This is a genomic window from Agromyces sp. Y182 (assembly GCF_059445385.1).
Map to the genome: position 1 here is coordinate 21,628 of NZ_JCAIUF010000002.1, position 16,035 is coordinate 37,662.

General features: G+C 63.8%; 18 protein-coding genes. 10 read left to right on the top strand and 8 right to left on the bottom strand.

Annotation, left to right across the window (positions count from 1 at the left end):
* Positions 1–27 precede the first annotated feature (27 nt).
* A complete protein-coding gene (locus AC1C2R_RS14570; protein ID WP_495380429.1) occupies positions 28–1,221 on the top strand; it encodes a tyrosine-type recombinase/integrase in 1,194 nt (397 codons plus the stop codon).
* 426 nt (positions 1,222–1,647) lie between these two features.
* A complete protein-coding gene (locus AC1C2R_RS14575) occupies positions 1,648–2,178 on the top strand; it encodes a 2'-5' RNA ligase family protein (RefSeq protein WP_495380430.1) in 531 nt (176 codons plus the stop codon).
* A gap of 106 nt (positions 2,179–2,284) precedes the next feature.
* Here AC1C2R_RS14575 and AC1C2R_RS14580 read toward each other — a convergent pair whose 3' ends face one another.
* The gene (locus AC1C2R_RS14580) at positions 2,285–3,205 is read right to left on the bottom strand and encodes a toll/interleukin-1 receptor domain-containing protein (protein WP_495380431.1); all 921 of its coding nucleotides are present in this window, start codon (positions 3,203–3,205) and stop codon (positions 2,285–2,287) included.
* Positions 3,206–3,207: 2 nt separating this feature from the next.
* Positions 3,208–3,621, bottom strand: a complete 414-nt coding sequence (locus AC1C2R_RS14585) for a hypothetical protein (RefSeq protein ID WP_495380432.1) — start codon at positions 3,619–3,621, stop codon at positions 3,208–3,210.
* A 131-nt stretch (positions 3,622–3,752) separates the two neighbouring features.
* Between AC1C2R_RS14585 and AC1C2R_RS14590 the strand changes: the two genes are divergently transcribed.
* Positions 3,753–4,004, top strand: a complete 252-nt coding sequence (locus AC1C2R_RS14590; protein WP_495380433.1) for a hypothetical protein — start codon at positions 3,753–3,755, stop codon at positions 4,002–4,004.
* Between the two features lie 77 nt (positions 4,005–4,081).
* Here the strand turns inward: AC1C2R_RS14590 and AC1C2R_RS14595 are convergent, their stop codons facing one another.
* The gene (locus AC1C2R_RS14595; RefSeq protein WP_495380434.1) at positions 4,082–4,510 is read right to left on the bottom strand and encodes a DUF6228 family protein; all 429 of its coding nucleotides are present in this window, start codon (positions 4,508–4,510) and stop codon (positions 4,082–4,084) included.
* Between the two features lie 106 nt (positions 4,511–4,616).
* On the opposite strand from AC1C2R_RS14595, the gene AC1C2R_RS14600 reads away from it, so the two are divergent.
* Together AC1C2R_RS14600 and AC1C2R_RS14605 are read left to right on the top strand one after the other, a co-directional pair.
* Positions 4,617–5,279 (top strand): hypothetical protein, encoded by a 663-nt coding sequence (locus AC1C2R_RS14600; RefSeq protein ID WP_495380435.1) that lies wholly within the window; start codon positions 4,617–4,619, stop codon positions 5,277–5,279.
* Between the two features lie 42 nt (positions 5,280–5,321).
* Positions 5,322–6,158, top strand: coding sequence for a PIN domain-containing protein (locus AC1C2R_RS14605; protein WP_495380436.1), 837 nt, complete (start codon positions 5,322–5,324; stop codon positions 6,156–6,158).
* 60 nt (positions 6,159–6,218) lie between these two features.
* Here the strand turns inward: AC1C2R_RS14605 and AC1C2R_RS14610 are convergent, their stop codons facing one another.
* Together AC1C2R_RS14610 and AC1C2R_RS14615 are read right to left on the bottom strand one after the other, a co-directional pair.
* Positions 6,219–7,640 carry a hypothetical protein gene (locus AC1C2R_RS14610; RefSeq protein WP_495380437.1) on the bottom strand — a complete coding sequence of 474 codons (1,422 nt, stop codon included), beginning with the start codon at positions 7,638–7,640 and terminating at the stop codon, positions 6,219–6,221.
* A gap of 100 nt (positions 7,641–7,740) precedes the next feature.
* Positions 7,741–8,826: a hypothetical protein gene (locus AC1C2R_RS14615; RefSeq protein ID WP_495380438.1), complete on the bottom strand. Its 1,086-nt coding sequence runs from the start codon at positions 8,824–8,826 to the stop codon at positions 7,741–7,743.
* 211 nt (positions 8,827–9,037) lie between these two features.
* Between AC1C2R_RS14615 and AC1C2R_RS14620 the strand changes: the two genes are divergently transcribed.
* Together AC1C2R_RS14620 and AC1C2R_RS14625 are read left to right on the top strand one after the other, a co-directional pair.
* Positions 9,038–9,694, top strand: a complete 657-nt coding sequence (locus AC1C2R_RS14620; protein WP_495380439.1) for a DUF4304 domain-containing protein — start codon at positions 9,038–9,040, stop codon at positions 9,692–9,694.
* 254 nt (positions 9,695–9,948) lie between these two features.
* Positions 9,949–10,110 (top strand): hypothetical protein, encoded by a 162-nt coding sequence (locus tag AC1C2R_RS14625; RefSeq protein WP_495380440.1) that lies wholly within the window; start codon positions 9,949–9,951, stop codon positions 10,108–10,110.
* Positions 10,111–10,118: 8 nt separating this feature from the next.
* Here AC1C2R_RS14625 and AC1C2R_RS14630 read toward each other — a convergent pair whose 3' ends face one another.
* Entirely contained in the window at positions 10,119–10,430 is a 312-nt protein-coding gene (locus AC1C2R_RS14630; protein WP_495380441.1) for a hypothetical protein, read from the bottom strand.
* A gap of 1,346 nt (positions 10,431–11,776) precedes the next feature.
* Here AC1C2R_RS14630 and AC1C2R_RS14635 point away from each other — a divergent pair.
* Together AC1C2R_RS14635 and AC1C2R_RS14640 are read left to right on the top strand one after the other, a co-directional pair.
* The gene (locus AC1C2R_RS14635; protein ID WP_495380442.1) at positions 11,777–12,346 is read left to right on the top strand and encodes a DUF1643 domain-containing protein; all 570 of its coding nucleotides are present in this window, start codon (positions 11,777–11,779) and stop codon (positions 12,344–12,346) included.
* Positions 12,347–12,717: 371 nt separating this feature from the next.
* The gene (locus AC1C2R_RS14640; protein ID WP_495380443.1) at positions 12,718–13,164 is read left to right on the top strand and encodes a hypothetical protein; all 447 of its coding nucleotides are present in this window, start codon (positions 12,718–12,720) and stop codon (positions 13,162–13,164) included.
* Here the strand turns inward: AC1C2R_RS14640 and AC1C2R_RS14645 are convergent.
* On the bottom strand, positions 13,105–13,563 hold the full coding sequence (locus AC1C2R_RS14645; protein WP_495380444.1) for a hypothetical protein: 459 nt from the start codon (positions 13,561–13,563) through the stop codon (positions 13,105–13,107). The two genes, AC1C2R_RS14640 and AC1C2R_RS14645, sit on opposite strands and share 60 nt — an antisense overlap.
* A 22-nt stretch (positions 13,564–13,585) precedes the next feature.
* Between AC1C2R_RS14645 and AC1C2R_RS14650 the strand changes: the two genes are divergently transcribed.
* Complete coding sequence (locus AC1C2R_RS14650) at positions 13,586–14,629, top strand: serine/threonine-protein kinase (protein WP_495380445.1); 1,044 nt, start codon at positions 13,586–13,588, stop codon at positions 14,627–14,629.
* Between the two features lie 489 nt (positions 14,630–15,118).
* Here the strand turns inward: AC1C2R_RS14650 and AC1C2R_RS14655 are convergent, their stop codons facing one another.
* Positions 15,119–15,991 (bottom strand): helix-turn-helix transcriptional regulator, encoded by an 873-nt coding sequence (locus tag AC1C2R_RS14655; protein ID WP_495380446.1) that lies wholly within the window; start codon positions 15,989–15,991, stop codon positions 15,119–15,121.
* Positions 15,992–16,035 lie beyond the last annotated feature (44 nt).

A 16,035-nucleotide genomic window follows, 5' to 3' on the forward strand; every position in this document is an offset into this window, starting at 1 on the left:
CGGTGTTCCGAGGGGTGGCGAACTGACATGGGCCGGCCACGACTGACCATCGGCAGCTTCGGCGAAATCACCACCTGGATCCTGCCATCCGGGCGATTCGAAGCCCGCACCCGGTATCGCGACTGGGACGGTCGCTCACGCATCGTGCAGGCCACCGCCGACACCACCAAGGCAGCCGAGCGAGCACTGAAGAAGAAGCTCGCGGGTCGCTCGGAGCTCCAGCCCGCATGCAGCTCCGGCCACTTGACGCCGGACAGCCCCTTCGGCGACCTCGTCGCGTACTGGCTGCAGGACATCGACCTCGAGGGCCGGATCTCGAAGACGACTCGGATCCTGTACGAGCGGAACATGCGCACCCTCGTGCTGCCGGTGTTCGAGCACCTGACCTTGCGTGAGATCGGGGTGGCCCGCTGCGACCGCTTCATCAAGGAGCAGGCGAGGATCTCGTACAACCGCGCGAAGCAGTCGCGCGTCGTGCTGCGGCTCGCGCTCGAACTCGCGGTGCGGCACGAGGTGCTGCCGGCCAACCCGATGCATCACGTCTCCCGCGTCTACCGTGAGGCCCGGATGCCGGACGCCCTGACGAGCGTCGAGGTGAACGCGATCCGCGCCGTGATCGCCCGCTGGGAGTCCGGCGTGGGCCACAGCTCAGGTCCCCGGCCCGATGGGCAACTCGGCGCGATCGTCGAGGTCATGCTCGGCACGTCCGCCCGCATCGGTGAGGTGCTCGCGATCCGACGGCGCGACGTCGACGTCACCGGACCGACGCCGACGATCAGGATCGCCGGGACTATCATCAGCCGTCATGGCGAGCCGACGTTCCGGCAGGACCATCCGAAGACGGCGAAGTCCCGGCGCATCGTCGCATTGCCGTCGTTCACAGCCGAGGCGGTGCGGCGTCGACTTGCGGGCACCCTCGGCCCAGACCCGGAGTCGCTGGTGTTCCGCTCGCGCGAGGGCACTCCGCTGACCACGGCCAACGTCCGGCGTCAGCTACGACACGTGCTCGAGGGGGCAGGCATCGGCGGAGTGACACCGCACCTGTTCCGGCGCACCGTCGCGACTGCGGTGAACAACAACGCGAGCGTCGAACTCGCCGCCGAGTTGCTCGGGCACACCGATACGAAGATCACGGTGCAGCACTACATCCAACGTCGGGAACTGGTGAACCCGGCGACGGTGGAACTGCTGGAAAGAGCGTTCAGGCGGGATGAAGACTGATCGAGACGCTCGGCAGAGGAACGACGGCCAGCATGAATGCGGGTGTCCAGGACGGTCTCGCCGTACGACGCCGTCTAATCAGAATTGACGGTGGGGGCGAATCACCCCCACCGTGTGATCAGGGCTCTTCTCCCTGAGGCACAATCGCGCCGGTGACCCGTGTGCGCGTCACCCGAGCTGTACAGCCCGACTTGGACGGCATGGGCGAGGCGATGTGCGTGGCCCACATCGCTCCCATGACAGGTAGGTGCGCACGTGCTGCCTCGCGTGCAGCGCTGCGCATCTGTTGCCGTCTCCTTCACTATCTCCGATTCGAACGTCGCCCGACTCCGTCCAATCGCCGATAAAGCACAACCCCGTCCCAGCTGAGGATCCCTCCCCGGGTTGCGGGTGCACGGCTGCGCCGTCGTGGACAATCATGGCTGTATGGCGACAGAGCGAGAAAGCGCGATCGTTGTTGAGCTACCGGAGCTTGACGCAGTCCTCGACGACCACCGCCATACCCTCGATCCCTCGCGGCGGTGGGGGATGCCTGCGCACCTCACATTGCTTTACCCGTTCGTGCTGCCCGAAGCTGAGGATCACACCACACTGAGCCGGCTCGAGGCCGTCGCGAAGAGAGTGAGCCCCTTCGATGCCGTATTCGACGGCTTCGGCTGGTTCGCCGATCAGGTGGTCTGGCTCGCACCGTCGCAACCAGGCAAGTTCGAGAGCCTCATTCTCCAGGTGATTGACGCGTTTCCAGAGTGCCCTCCATACGGCGGTGCATTCGACGAGGTGATCCCTCATGTCACGATCGGCGAGGGAGGTGATGTGGAACTCATGCGTGCGGCTATGAACGCGATTCGTCCTCGGCTTCCGCTCAAGTCGAGAGTCGCGGCTCTCAGCCTTATGGACGGGTCGGCGGAACCCGGATGGTGGCATGTCGTCGAACGTGTGGCGCTCGGCGGTGCCTGATAGCGACGCTTGGACCGAGCGAGATTCGGAGCGCAGTAGTGGCGCGCCGAAACGTCGTATCCCACGCCAATTCCGCCAGCCCGATGAGGGATGTCTACCGGTCGGCCTACGACGTGAGGGTGGCACTAGCCGGGAGGATCGCGGCGGCGATCTTCGCCGCGATGTCCTGGATGCTGTCGCGGGCAGTCTCGAACCCGGCAAGATCGGGCAGGATGCCGCTGTACTCGGCTACCTGCGCGAATGTGACGTTGTGAAGTACGGGGATGAGCGTCTCCTTGTGTAGGAGAGCACCGAGTTCCCGTTCCGTCCAGAACCGACCTGTCAGGTAGGCGGGCGTGAGCAGCGCGATGCCGCATCGCGCTGACCGCAGCCCCTTATCCATCTGGAGGGCCTGACTCTTGCCGGGTATGATCGCCACTTCATCGAACCACACGGATGCGCCCAGGCGATCCAACTCTTCGCGAAGCGCGACGCCGACGTCCGCCCCGTCGATGCGCGCATAGCTGAGGAACGCGTCGTGCTCGCGCTCGGGGTGCTGTGCGGCGCGCTCCTGCAGACGGTCAGCGAGGCTCTGCTCGGCGGGCGTGTACCTGGGGCCCGTGGAAGCGGAGCGCAACTGGCGGTTGAGTTCGGCGACGGTGGCGCGATTGCGAGTGTTCGTCTGCTGGTTTTGCGTGTTGACGCGCTGGTTGTGGGCGTTCACTCGGGCGACCTCGGCGTTGTAGGCGTTAACGCGGCGCTGTTGAGCCTCGACGACCTCCCGGTTGTGCTGGTCGGCCTTGCGGTTGTACTCGTCGACCCGGCGCTTGTTCTCGCGATTCACGCGATCAACCTCTGCCTTGAACTTGCGCTCCGCTTCGCGCTGCGCCGCACGCAACTTCGCCTCGATCTGTGCCCTGCTGAGTCCTGCCATTTGCCGCCGCCCTTCCCAAATGCATTCAGCATGTCCAGAGTAGGAGTGACCACCGACATCCGGCCGCTGCGGTCGCTGCTCGCTGCCGTTGTCGCACTGGCGGTGCGGGCCCATCCTCAGGGTTGGTGCACCGGATCGGCTCGGAAATGCGCCAGGCCGTCGAGCCATTGAGCGACGTCGGCCGCGCGTCGCGACGAGCGTTCGTAGACGTCCAGGCGGTCGAGCACTTCGACCGTCCAACCGTTGAACCGGGAGACGATCGCGGCGCGACTGCGCGGGTCAAAGGGCTTGCCGGGGTCGGTCTGGTTCTTGCTCCAATTGACCTTGGCTGCCGTGAACAGCACGGCGCCCTTGTAGTGCTCCTGGTCGAGCCATTCGATCACCCAGGGCTCGGCGTTTGCGTCCAGGCTGTCCACCGCGCTCTTGAACTCGGCGATCTGCTTCACAACCGCATCGCTTGTGAAGTCGCTCTCGCTGAGGCTCAGCGAGCGGAGTATACCTCGGACGTCGGTGAAGTCGGCGGTGGTCATGTGTCGGTGTGCCCCCTTACTCGTCGCCTCGCCGGCGATCGGTGCCGCCAGCGTACGGCGGAGGCTGACGTTAGAACAGCCGGCCGCGCGACGTCATCCCATTTGGTCTTGTCATTGCCAGCGTGTCTGTGGTGCCGTTCGCGCTCGCCTTCGCTTTCAATAGCGATTCGGCTCCCGACGACACCGCATTCGTCCGAATGGCCTTCTCGCAAGTCGCCGGCGGCTCGATCGCGATCGCAACCATGTTCAACCTGGTCATTGTGAGCCTGGTGAACCGTACTCAAGCGGCGACGCCGGTGCTCATCCGGCTGCACGCCTGGTTACGCAGTACGCCGCAGTCTCTCGCTCCACCGGGCCGACAGCTGCTGGAACGAATCGGCTGACATCACGCTCCTACGCCACTCAGGGATCCTTCAACGAAGCCTCGGTCGAGGGTTGTCTCGCGGCTGCGTGACGTCTTTCACGGGTCCAAGAGGCGCGCAACCGCGAGTCGCACAGCTGAAAGTTCCTCGCCTGCCCCGACACTCATTTCGGCCTGTGCCTTCCATGTCGAGGGTGATTCGAGGCTCACGGAGACGACCACACGGGAGCCCGTATGCGAAGCGGCGAACGCGAGATCTCCTTCAAGGGAGATCCACGACTTCGTCCCGGGCCACCCGCGCCAATGACGCTCCAGCTCGGTGAAGTACTTCACCAAGCCTCGAAAGTCCGGGTACTCCGCTATCCATCGAGTAGCCCTCAACCCATCGGTGCTCACTTGCACGAGTGCTTGCTCCGGAGCACTGCCCTGCAGGCCACTAACGCCCAGGACGGATAACCCCTCGCTTTCGCTGCCAAGCAAGATGATCGGTTCCACATGTACAGTCTCGCCCACTCGCCGATCCCTCATCGCGCCGAAGTGACTCCTGGCGCAGCTGTGGGTCGCGGGGAGGTGTGCTTTCCGCTTCGCGATGGGCGAAAGTGGGAAACAAATAGGTCACCGTTAGATTGTGGCCATGCCGCCAACGCCGACTCTGACCCCCACACCGACGCTGATCCAGATCGTTGGGACCGGGGAAAGCGCACAACCGTGGTGGGGAGTGCCAGCTATCGCGGGCGCGTTCCTCTTGATCGGTGGGTTCCTGACATACCTCTATGCCCGCCACACAGAAAGAACCAAAGCGGATCGCGCTCAGCAGGAGAAGTGGGAGGAAGACGTACTCACAACGGGCTTAGCGATGCTGGCGGTTGGAGCCGAAGTGAGGAACTTCGGGTTGCTGACTCTGCGACGACTACCGTCCGAAAGCATCAAGCTCGCCGCCGAGCAGGGCTTGCCTCTCACCGAGAAGTTCACCTCTGCAGCACGGCGCTTCAGCATCACGATGCCGCCGGAGTTTCAAGCGAACTTCGATGGGTATACAGGTGCGAGCGTGATGCTTCTCGTGCCCCCATTCCAGCGCCCCGGCCAGGAACTCATGCTGAATCGCCAGTCGGAGCACGAGAGAGAACTCGTGACGCGGCTCCGCGCGATGCGAAAACTCAAGCCACTCTCCTTCCCCAAGAAGGCTGACTTCGGATCGATCAAGGGCGAAGAAATGCTCGCTCAAGGGTTGGCGTCGGACATGGATGCAGAGCGCGTCATGCAAGAGGCAGAGAAGAATGGGGAACGCTTCAGGTGATTCTGCCCCGGTCACCGATCGTTCAACGGATAACGTGACAGAGTGATCGAGCTCCGTGTCGGCGCTGAAGCGCCCGCTGCCCGTGCTGTGCTTGTCCAACTCCGGCGCGCGCTCGAGAACGTCCGGGGAGGGGAAGCCCAGCCGGTGGGCCGCCTGAACGCTTGGCGAAGCTGGAGCGCGTCGGCGCCGGCTCGCGCCAGAGCGCAGTTCACCGAACGGAGCATCCGCGACGTCATGCTCGGTGCCCAGTTCGAGATGCTCCAGACGATGGCGGTCGCCGACTATGGATCCGGTCTGAGCTTCCTCATCGACGCAGAGATCGACGCACGGATCCAGGCGCTCGATCTCGCGACGCAGCAGCTCGACGACGAAGTGAGTAGCTGGGGCCGCGGGAACCCAGCAATCATCCTCGACACGAACGTCCTCGTCGCTGCCGGGCCCAGGATGACCAAGATCCGGTGGGATGACGTGGTGAACAAGCCCACGAGGACGGCGAACTTCGTCGTCCCCATCCAGGTCGTCGAGGAACTCGACCGACTGAAGGACCGCGGCCCGGACCGGACGCGAAACAATGCTCGAGTCGCGCTGAGATGGCTCGGAGACCTCGTCTACTCCGGTAACACCCCCGCGAAGTTCATCCCCGATAACACAGATTCCGATGCGACTATTCGGGTGTGGGTCGACGACAACGAACGGGCGCCTCTACCGGAGGTCGACCGCGACATCATCGATCGAGCGGGACAACTGCAGCCGTTCGCGTCAGAGACGTTCATCGCCTCGATGGATCACAGCATGGTCTTCCGCGCTCGCGCCTACGGGCTGAAGGCCGTACACGTCGAAAACGATCACATTCCTCCGCGCGAGGACGCTAACGCCTGACTGCGCTTAGCCGCATGGCAACTCATCCGCACCGGGTCATGCACGGTCTAACCGCTGGGGCTACGCCAACCAGTCGCCGAGACTGTCGACGACCCATTTCCACGCGCTGTTGTACGCGGATTGCTCCATGCGGGCGCCGTTACGGACGAGGAAGCCCTTGATACGCTCACGCGCACGCAGCCGCGCTGCGGGAGGCGCACCCGTATCCGCTAGCTCGCGTGCGCTGGTCTCCAGCTCATCGGCGGAATCGCCGCCGAACTGACGGATAAGTTCGATGATGTCCGCCGCTGGCGTGCCGAGCGTGACGGGGCCGTTCAGATTCTGAGCGACGATTCCCTCGACGCGCTGGATGATCTGGACGTTGATCACTGACGAACTGCCGGTCTGGCCTCCCAGCTGATTTGCTGAACCGGATAGCCCCCTCGTCGCAGGGCTCGCCTCGAACGGCGACGTCGGAACAAGCCGGCCGACCAGATCACCCAGCTCCGAAGACGCTACCTCAGGCAACTCGTCGACGAGCTCCGACTCGAGCTGCTGCTGGATGCCGAGGATGAGCCGTTCCCGCGTGTGTTTTGTGTCGACGAGCACCCTTCGCGCTGCCCGGGCGTACTTCTGCACAAGCTCGCTCGCTCGCGCCGGCGCCACGCCCATGCCCTGGAGCATTTCTTCCGCAGACGCAGCGTCCTCGACGAGGTTCAGAAACCGCGCGAACTCCTGGAGCTCATCGCTTACCGTGTCTGCGGTCATCCCCGGCTCGCCGAAGAACTCGACGACGCGACCGCTTGGGGTCCTGTATCCGGACTGCCTCACAGTCTGACCTTTTACTGCGCCCAGCCAGTCATGGAACAGCTCGAGCAGGCGCGCGAACTCGTCCTCGTAGAGACGGCCCGCCGGCACGTAGATCCTGAAGAGCAGGTTGTTCAGCGTGTCCTCGACGAACGCCGTCGCGAAGACGGAGGCTTCAGCATTGCGCTTGTAGGTCGTCACGGTCAGCCCGTGCGAAGCGAGGCGTTGCTGAACTCGCTCCCTCAGTTCCTTTGGGAGCCTCCCGAAGTACTCTCGCGCCGCGAGGTCATTCCACTCGACACCGTCCCAGTCGGTAACTTCCCCCCACTCTGTTTCGCCTTCCCAATCGCTCTGCCGCTCGATCTTGACACCCGATGTCAACTCGAGATCACGGGGGCTCATGACCTCTTCGTGAACCAGCAGCAAGTAGGGCTTGGTCACAAGGCGTTCGAAAATTGCGTCGGCGGCAGGGGCGTAGTCGTGGCTGACGATTCGCGCAAAGTCCCGAGCGGTCAGCTTCACGAGGGTTCCTGTGAGATCAGGATGCTCAACGAGCTCGACGATCCGCCCCCAGTTCCTAGGAGTGGAGCTCAGCGACTTCGAGACATATGTACTGCCGGCAGTGCGGATCTTGCTGGTGACGGACTCACTGAGAACCGTACCGACGCCGAGATAGAAGCCTGCGTTATTCGTCACGCAGTCATTGTGTCAGTGAGGCGTCCGGTCGCGCGGAACTGGTCTGATACCGGGAGGACCCTGTGCACGCGGCACTGTGGCTGCGTCACGTGCGGGTGTCTTAGCCGAATAGATCCCAGGACTCGATGAGGAACCGGGAGTTCTTATCCGCAGGGTCCCCGACGTCTTCCCATCGGAACCCGAGGAGCCGTAGCCAATCGAACAGGACGTCTGCGAGCTCGCGTGCGCGACGCTGTAGCTCTTCGGGAGTGACACTCACCTGGCCCGAGGGGATCTCGCTCAGAAGAGCTTCGAAGCGATCCCACAGCGGCCCGGCCATCAGTTGCCATGCTTCCGAGTGGCGCACGTCGTCGGGGAACGGTGTGCCGAGTTCGATGCCGTATACCCGCCGCGCGGCGGCCAGATACGCCAGCACCTTCCAGACATGATGGGTCTGCTGGACGACGTCGTAGGAGAGCTTCCCCACGTCAAGATGGTGCTGGTACTCGACCGTGACGATGCGAGTGAGATCTTCCCGGAGATGCTCGAGAGCGTCGAGAGGAGGCTGGGTTTCCTGCTCTTCCCTCAGGATCTCCGGAACCCCCATCTCCGCCCGGTACTCCTCGATAATCTGGGCCGCCACACTGACGAGGTTCTCGCTCGCCCAGCCGAGACCTTCGAGGACTACCGTGTCTTCACCACGCTGGGCGATCGCCACATGCTGCGCTTCGTGGACGGCAGTTCTACGAACGTGTTGCCCTCGAGCGGCCTCGGTGTCCACGATCTCGGCGGCTTCGTACGGCTCCAAGAGCCGCTGCGCCGCGGCCGTATCGACGAACATCCATTGTGGGAAGACGACGTGGATCTCGTCGCCGACCTTCATCGTCTTCGCTGCGACCATTCCCGCGCCGCGCCGCGTGTCGAAGCTGTCCCTGTATGACCCCTCAGGTAGCCGCTGCTTCACGGACTCGACGAAGTCTCCGGTGACGACGAAAACGACCTTGTCCGCGTCCAGCGCCGCGGCGCCGAGCAAGGCGCAGATGAACACCATCAGCTCCGTGGGCTGTGGGTTGTCGGGATCCATGCCGATGTACTCGAAGTCCACCGCCTCCGCGCTCCAGCGCGAGAACGAAACCGGCTGGACCGGCGCCGGCGGCTCGTCAGATTCTGCGCTGGCCTCGTCGACCGGGTCACTAGGAAGGCTCATGATCGCATCATGGCAGGGAACATCCCCGCATCAGTCTCGCGACACAGGTCGACCCATCGAACGTGGATGTGTGCCATGCGCCGTGCCGCTGTGATGCCTGTTGGCGCCGCTCGACGTCGGCCGGTTGGAACCAGTGTCGGGATGTGCGCGCATCGCATGCGAGGAGTTCGTCCGAAGGCAAGCACTCTCCGGTGTGTGGGATGGTGTCTTCGTGACTGCACAAGCTGCGCTTAGGACGGCACTACGCGAGGTGCTCGGGCCGAACGCACGGGGCCATGGTTACAAGGGCTCGGCACCGACCTGGCGTAAGTCGAACTCGGTTGGCGACTGGGTGGTGGTGAATGTCCAGTCGTCGTCGTGGAGCAGCTCAGAGGCCCTGAAGTGTGTGATCAACATCGCGGCTGCTCCCGAGCCGTGGTTGCGCTGGCAGCGATTCCGACTTGGACCGAGCATGCCCAAGTCCATCGCCGAATTCCTCGGGCTCTACCGGGACAGGTTGCACCCCACTGGAACCCCTGTCGACCTGGACGGTTGGTGGGAAATCAAGGACCAGGTCTCCGCGACAGATGCTGTTACCGACATGGTGAGGCGATTGGAGGAGTCGGGCTGGGATCTCCTCGACTCTCTCTTGGCTCGGGACAGGATGCTGGAACGGGTACGGCGAGGCGATCTCGGCTTCGCCAAGGGGGAACACTTCAGGGAGCACTTCGCCGCGGCTGAGGCGCTGCTTCTGATGGATCAGGGTCCCAGTGAAGCTCTGGACGCGTGCCTGACCGGCCGCAGAGACGACGTGAGGCCAGCGCAGCGCGAGAACGTGGAGAAGTTCGATGACTGGGTCAGAGCACAGGCGCAGCAATCTGCGAGCTGACGCAGTGGCCTACGCCGCGCATCCACAAATGATCGTTGTGGCTATACGACCGCGGCTTGGCCACCTCAACTGGTTGACTTCGCCGCCGCCCGCTGAGGGACCGGCCTGCGGCGCGGCGGGATGTGGTCGTCTGGTCGACCGATACTAGTGACGTGGCGAGTGTCGAGGGATTGAACCAGCGGACGAATGTCGGACAGCGGGCGGCAGTTGCCGCCACCATCCGACTTTTGGGCGAGTCGGCGAAGGCTCGATTCGTGCCAACCGAGAGTGAGGACGAGATCTGGTTCGTGCTTCCCGAGTCGAAAGAAGAGGCCGGACTTCGCGACGCCGAACAGGTGCTCACTCAGGTACTGGGGCGAAAGGTCTGGATTACGCGAGATGGTGGCCGATACGCCGCTTCACCGCATTTCCCATAGGGATCCATCTACGCCAAGTGCCCAAGCGCGTTGAGAAGGTCACCTAGCCACACCAGTTCGAATGTTACGGTCGAGTCTGTGTCTGTCGAGTCTGTGTCTTGGGTGCGGTGGAGGTTGGCCCACGATTCGGTGAGCTGTCCAATCGTTGGCGACGGCGGGTCGTTCGTCACATCGTAGATATCCGGAGACGGTAGCGAATAGAAGTAATCCTCGTGCAGGGTGACGGACTCGCCTCTGGTCTGCTCTAAATGAGTGATAAGTCGGTCGAACACCTCGCGGAGTTCCCCGGTGTCGATCGTCAGCCCGCTCCACGAATCCATGCGTCAACGCTAGTGGGCCGTCGCATCCGCGATATGCCCGATAGCCGGTCGCCGACTGAGACGGTGCCTCGCTCTCGAACATGGACTGTGGGGGCGGCATCCGTCGACGGCACGATTCTTGTCTGATCCGCCCGCGATAGTGCCCCGGTCAAGATGCCTCGAACGCAACAGCCAACGGAAGGCTGATTTGCCAGCCGGGCTATCGTTGAACGGCCAAGATCGAATTCGCCCCAGCAGGACATCCTCCGAGCTCTCGGCGTCGAGCGCCGCCCTTCCGGCCTGGACACCCAGCGATTCCACGCCTCTTGCAGATCGAGGCCTTCGCTGTTTCGTCGGTGACGAAACAGAGTGGCTTGGCGCACCTTCAGAGCATGAGCATCCGGCGGAAAACTACGATCCGGCGGATCCCGCCGACCCGGTGCATCCGGTGCGGCGCGTCGCTGCCGCGGCCGGCGACCACCGGGCGTCCACGCGTCTATTGCGGGCCAGCATGCCGCAAGGCGGCCTACGACGACAGGCGGGCCCGGAAGCCGGACGCGTTTCAAGTCCGAATTGTTGAGCGCACCGTCGTGGAGACGCGTGAGACTATATCGACCGTCGACGGGGGCCACGACATTGTCGAGTGCGTCCGACGGGTTTGTGAATCGCCCCGCGCGGTTACGAATGTTCTCTCCGCTCTGCGTGGCCTGGTCAGATCGGGCATCCTAAGGCTGGACGGCAAGTGGGCGCCCGCCGTGCGCGCGATCACCGAGTTGAACCGCGCCATCCTAGATGGCTCTGCGCGTGACCCGTGGCGCCGAGGGCGTTGAAGACGATTGCATCGAGTTGACCTCTCACCGGGGATACGACTACCTCGGCAACCCGCGAGCGTAGCGCGGCCGCTGCTCGTGAAGTGGATTGTGCTCCTCACCCCGCCGATGCTCGCCGTAGTGGCGATCCGGGAGAGAGCTCGCTCGTAGTGCCCGGTGATGCATGATGGTGAACCCTCTAGACCGATTCTCCAAAATTCTCGCGCACGCCTGAAGCGTTTAGGGACCGTCACCGGGACATCCCCGCGGCGGGTTATACGGGAAGTTCAGGCGGGGTCGGTTGTCCCTTAGAGACCCATGTCGAACGCAGGCTCCGCTGGGGGACCGGCTTGCTGACACCTCGTCGTGGCAAATCCGCAGCAGCCATCACATGCGTTCATACATCGCACCGCGGACGAGAGCATCGGCGACAACTCGCGACACAACCGTCGCGCGTGTTGTCAGAGGTCCGCCATAAGCTCGCGGCATGATTAGCGTCGACGAGGCTCAGTCGTGAGAGCGAATGCCGGGAGCAACGGAGGTGGAGGCGGTCAGCGTGTGACCTCGTACCTGCCCGGCTACGAGCCCGACTTCTGGGCCCCCGACCCCGAAGAGCGCACCCACCGTTTCGCGCTCGGCAGCACTGTAAGGGCGGCAGTCGGCGCTCCTCCGCTGATCGCCATCTGCATGAACCCGTCGTACGCGGACCGCTCGCAGGCGGACAAGACTGTGAACAGGCTCATCCAGGCGAGCCGTGACAACGGTCAGCCCGGATGGCTGATGATGAACCTGTATCCGGAGCGGTCGACCAACGCATCGAACCTTTCGGACTACGACCCGGGGCTCTCGGCCGCGAACTGCGCGGCGATCGAGCACGTGATCGGGCAGTACGGAGTGACCGAGGTGCTCGGCGCATGGGGCGGGCTGAAGCACGCGACGCTGCGCCGGGCCAAGACGGACGTCCTCGACACGCTCGACCAGCTCGGCGTCAGGCTGTTCATGTTCGACGGGCTCACGACCGGTGGCGATCCGTTCCACCCGACGCCCCGCGGTCCGGCACTACTGATGAGGGGCGACAAGCGCTATCTCGACAGGTCTGGCAACCGTCTCGTGGAGCAGGTGCCCTGATGGCGTTCAGGGTGCGCATGACGCGGCGAGTTTCTCGGCTACAAGGACGCGAGTGCTCAGCGAGTAGTGATGACATCGCGAGATGTCTACGACATGCTGGGGTCATGTTGTTGATGGGTCCTGGCCCGGCTCCTGCCGGGGCGCGTCCACACTGCGGCTGAGGAATCTGATTTGCGGTTCGCACGCTCGAAGCGGCTGCTTGCAGTGTCCCACTTCTAGGACTGCAAGGTTGAGCGGAAGGCCGCAGCAAACGACGGCTCTCGACGACGACGACGCCGGCCGCAGCGCCTCATTCGAAGAGAGTCCGGAGGCCAGCGTTTCACCACGAGTATCGGAAGATAGTGGATAGTCTCGCGGAGGAAGGAGAGTCGATGGATCTCGTCGAACTGATGCGTAAAGGCGACAGGAATATCCGAGCTCACCACGGCTCCGACGCTCTCGCCACGTCCGCACGTTTGTTCCTAGATTGCGTTGCAGGCTGGGAAGAGTTCACCGTTGAAGCTGCCAGCCCTGCCGCCGAGCGCGTTCTCGGTGCAGCGATGATGCTCGACCCCTCCATTCGTGGCGGTCGTTCGACCCGCACTGTCATCCTCGACGTGAACATAGCGAGTGGCACTTTGGTAGCGAACGCAGCGCGGCGAGTGAGGGATACGGTTCGACCGGAGTGGCTCATCGCGGTCGTCATCAACTCCCTCACTGGCATCGACATGCGGTGGAGAATTGAAGGCGTGGACTCCTTGTTCGTCTGCGGCCCCACCTCAGAGATTAGCGAGAACGGCCAGGGCGGCCAGAACGGCGTCGCCGTTCACGCCCTTTGACGCAAGGCTGTCAACAAGAGCATCCAGCTCGGCCTTCTTCAGGCCGATTGCCCTTGGAGCGCCGACGGGTTCGACGACGACGACGGGTTTGCCCAATGTTTCCCGGAGCACGAAGAGTATTGCGCCCTCGCAGTGCGCACGAGAGAACGCAACCTTGCTCCGACGTGCGACCGGTGTGGTCCCCGCCACCCGTATGCCTGCGCGTTCAAAAGTGGTACCGACGAGCTTGGGGCTGAGATGCCGTGCCAAATCGACCGCTTGCTCGGATGGGTCGACCGACGCGGTTCGCAGCTCGAAGGAAGCGACGACACGTGGCTCAGCGAGCGTTCCTTCCAGAACCGCAGCATGAACGCGCGGGTTTTTTCCGCCGGGGACGACTACTACTCCGATAACAGTCATGCTCGACAGTATGGTTGCTCGGGTGAGCAAGCCTGTCCTTCCAGCGGGAACAACCATCAACGACCGGTACGAGTTGAAGGGCAAGCTTGGGTCGGACGGCGATGTCTATGAGGCTCACGACAGGTACCTCGACAAGACGGTCGCGCTAAAGCTGCTGTACTCGGATGCCGGGACGCCGCAGCCGTGGGACGAGGCGAAACGGCTCGAGCAGCTGCGGAGTAGGTTCATTGTGCCGGTGCTGAACGCGGACGTTGTCACAAGCAGTGACATCCGCTTCATCACCACGTCACTGCTTCCCCACGGCGATCTTGAGGCGGACGCCTGCCCCGTCGGGCTTTCGGTGGCCGCGGCAGTGCGCTTCGGTCATCAGATCGCTGCCGGCGTGGACGCCATCCACACTGCAGGGATGGTGCACCGCGACATCAAACCGGCGAATGCGCTCCGCGAGGGTGACATCGTCCTTGTGACTGACGTTGCTTTCTGCAGTCTTCTGAACGATGACGGTGAGGCTCCGCGAAACGGAAGCTGGTGCACTCTGGCCCCTGAGACCGCGCCTGACGATGGGCTGTGCTCCATCTCATCGGACGTCTACTCGCTTGCCGCGACCGTCTTCTACCTTCTGTCCGGTGAGTACCCGGTTGATCACACCTTGCCCCGAGGAGAGCAGCAGAGCCTCATCGCTGCGGGCGCCTTGCGCGACATCTCCGAAGTCGCGCCGCACGTACCGCGGGCCGTTGCTATGGTCGTGAGGCGAAGCATGAGCGTCGATCCCGCCGCCCGTCACGCCGCTGCATCCGACTTCGGGAACGCTCTGGCAACCGCTATCGGTCAGCGCCGCGATTGGAGGCGCACCACCCACGCCGGTCACACCTACTGCGCCCAGAGCCCGGCTTCGGGCGGTCGCAAAGCAGTCGCGGTCTGCTCCGAACCAGCCCCGCAAGGGAAGATCAAGATGCGCGCCTTTCATCCGGGGACGGGACGCGCCGTGTCCGGCGTCAGCGAAAAGGCCGCACCCGCGTCGCGAAGCTCCGCCGCGCTGCGCTCGTATTTCGCACTCTTGAGTTAACGGACGGAGCGTGGCTGCCTGCCCGCTGAAGGATGCGATCCGACGACGCGTCACGTTTAGCACGGGTCCGGTCGCGAAGGCTGCCCGAGCGTTCGAGCCGGGTCGCCTGCGTTCCCACCTTTTACCCATCAGATCGACCCGTGAGTTACCGCAATCGACCCGGTAGAATCGGAGTCAGCGAACCGCCCGGTTCCCTGTAAACACAAGGGAATCCGCGGGTTTTCGGAGATTTTCGGAGGAGACCGGTAGACGCCCGGATCCTCCAAGGGGTCGCAGGTTCAAATCCTGTCAGCCCGACCGCAAAGAAAAAGTCCCGGTGAGAGTTGATTCCTCGCCGGGACTTTTTGCATCCCAGGTCCGCGTCCAATCTGCGCGGTCAGACCAACCGCTGCCAACCGCGACTATTCGGACCCTCGTGGGGCTGAGGCTGCTCCGTCTCGAGCGGCCACGCGCAGCGTGCCCGTTCTCAGCGTGGACCGCCGGGTCGCGTCACGGTGTTTCAATGGAAACGCTGTTCGCGGCCCAGCTGGCGAGCAGCTGCAGCCGTTCGGCGCTGGGTGAGCCGGGTTCGGCGGTGTAGACCATGAGGACGAGGCCAGGTTCGGCGGTGATGGCGAGTTCTTCGTAGGCGAGCGTGAGTTCGCCGACGACGGGGTGGTTGAAGCGTTTCGTGCCGGTGCCGTGAGTGCGTACATCGTGGGCGGCCCACAGTTGACGGAAGGTGTCGCTTCGGGTGGACAGCTCGCCGACGAGGTCCTGGAGGGACTTGTTGTTGGGGTCGTGGCCGGCCCTCGCGCGCATGATCGCAACGCACATTCCGGCGAACAGCTCCCAGTCGGGGTAGAAGTCGCGGGAGGCGGGGTCGAGGAACTGGAACCGGGCGAGATTCGGTGTGCGTCCGCCGTCGCCGATGATGGGGGAGTAGAAGGCACGGCCCAGGTCGTTGGTGGCGAGGACGTCTTGGTTCTGGTTCGACACGATGGCGATGCAGTCGGTGATAGCCGAGAGCATCCACTGCAGGCTGGGCCGGTTCACGGCGTTCTTGCTCGAGCGGCGGCGCGGGCGGCCGGACAGAGGGATGCCGTCGGCAGCGCGGGCGAGATCGAACAGGTGGGTGCGTTCGGTGTCGTCGAGTTGCAGAGCGCGAGCGATGGCGCCGAGGACCGAGGAGGATGCTCCCGCTATGGCGCCGCGCTCGAGTTTGGCGTAATACCCGACGCTCGCGCCGGCGAGGGTGGCGACCTCTGAGCGGCGAAGCCCAGCCACCCGCCTATTGGGGCCGACGACAAGGCCCGCGAGCTCGGGCGTGAGTCGCGCCCGTCGTGACATGAGGAACTCACGTACCTCGGATTGATTGTCCATGCCGACGACGTTACGGCGCTCTGGGCTCCAGTGGGGTTCTCTCC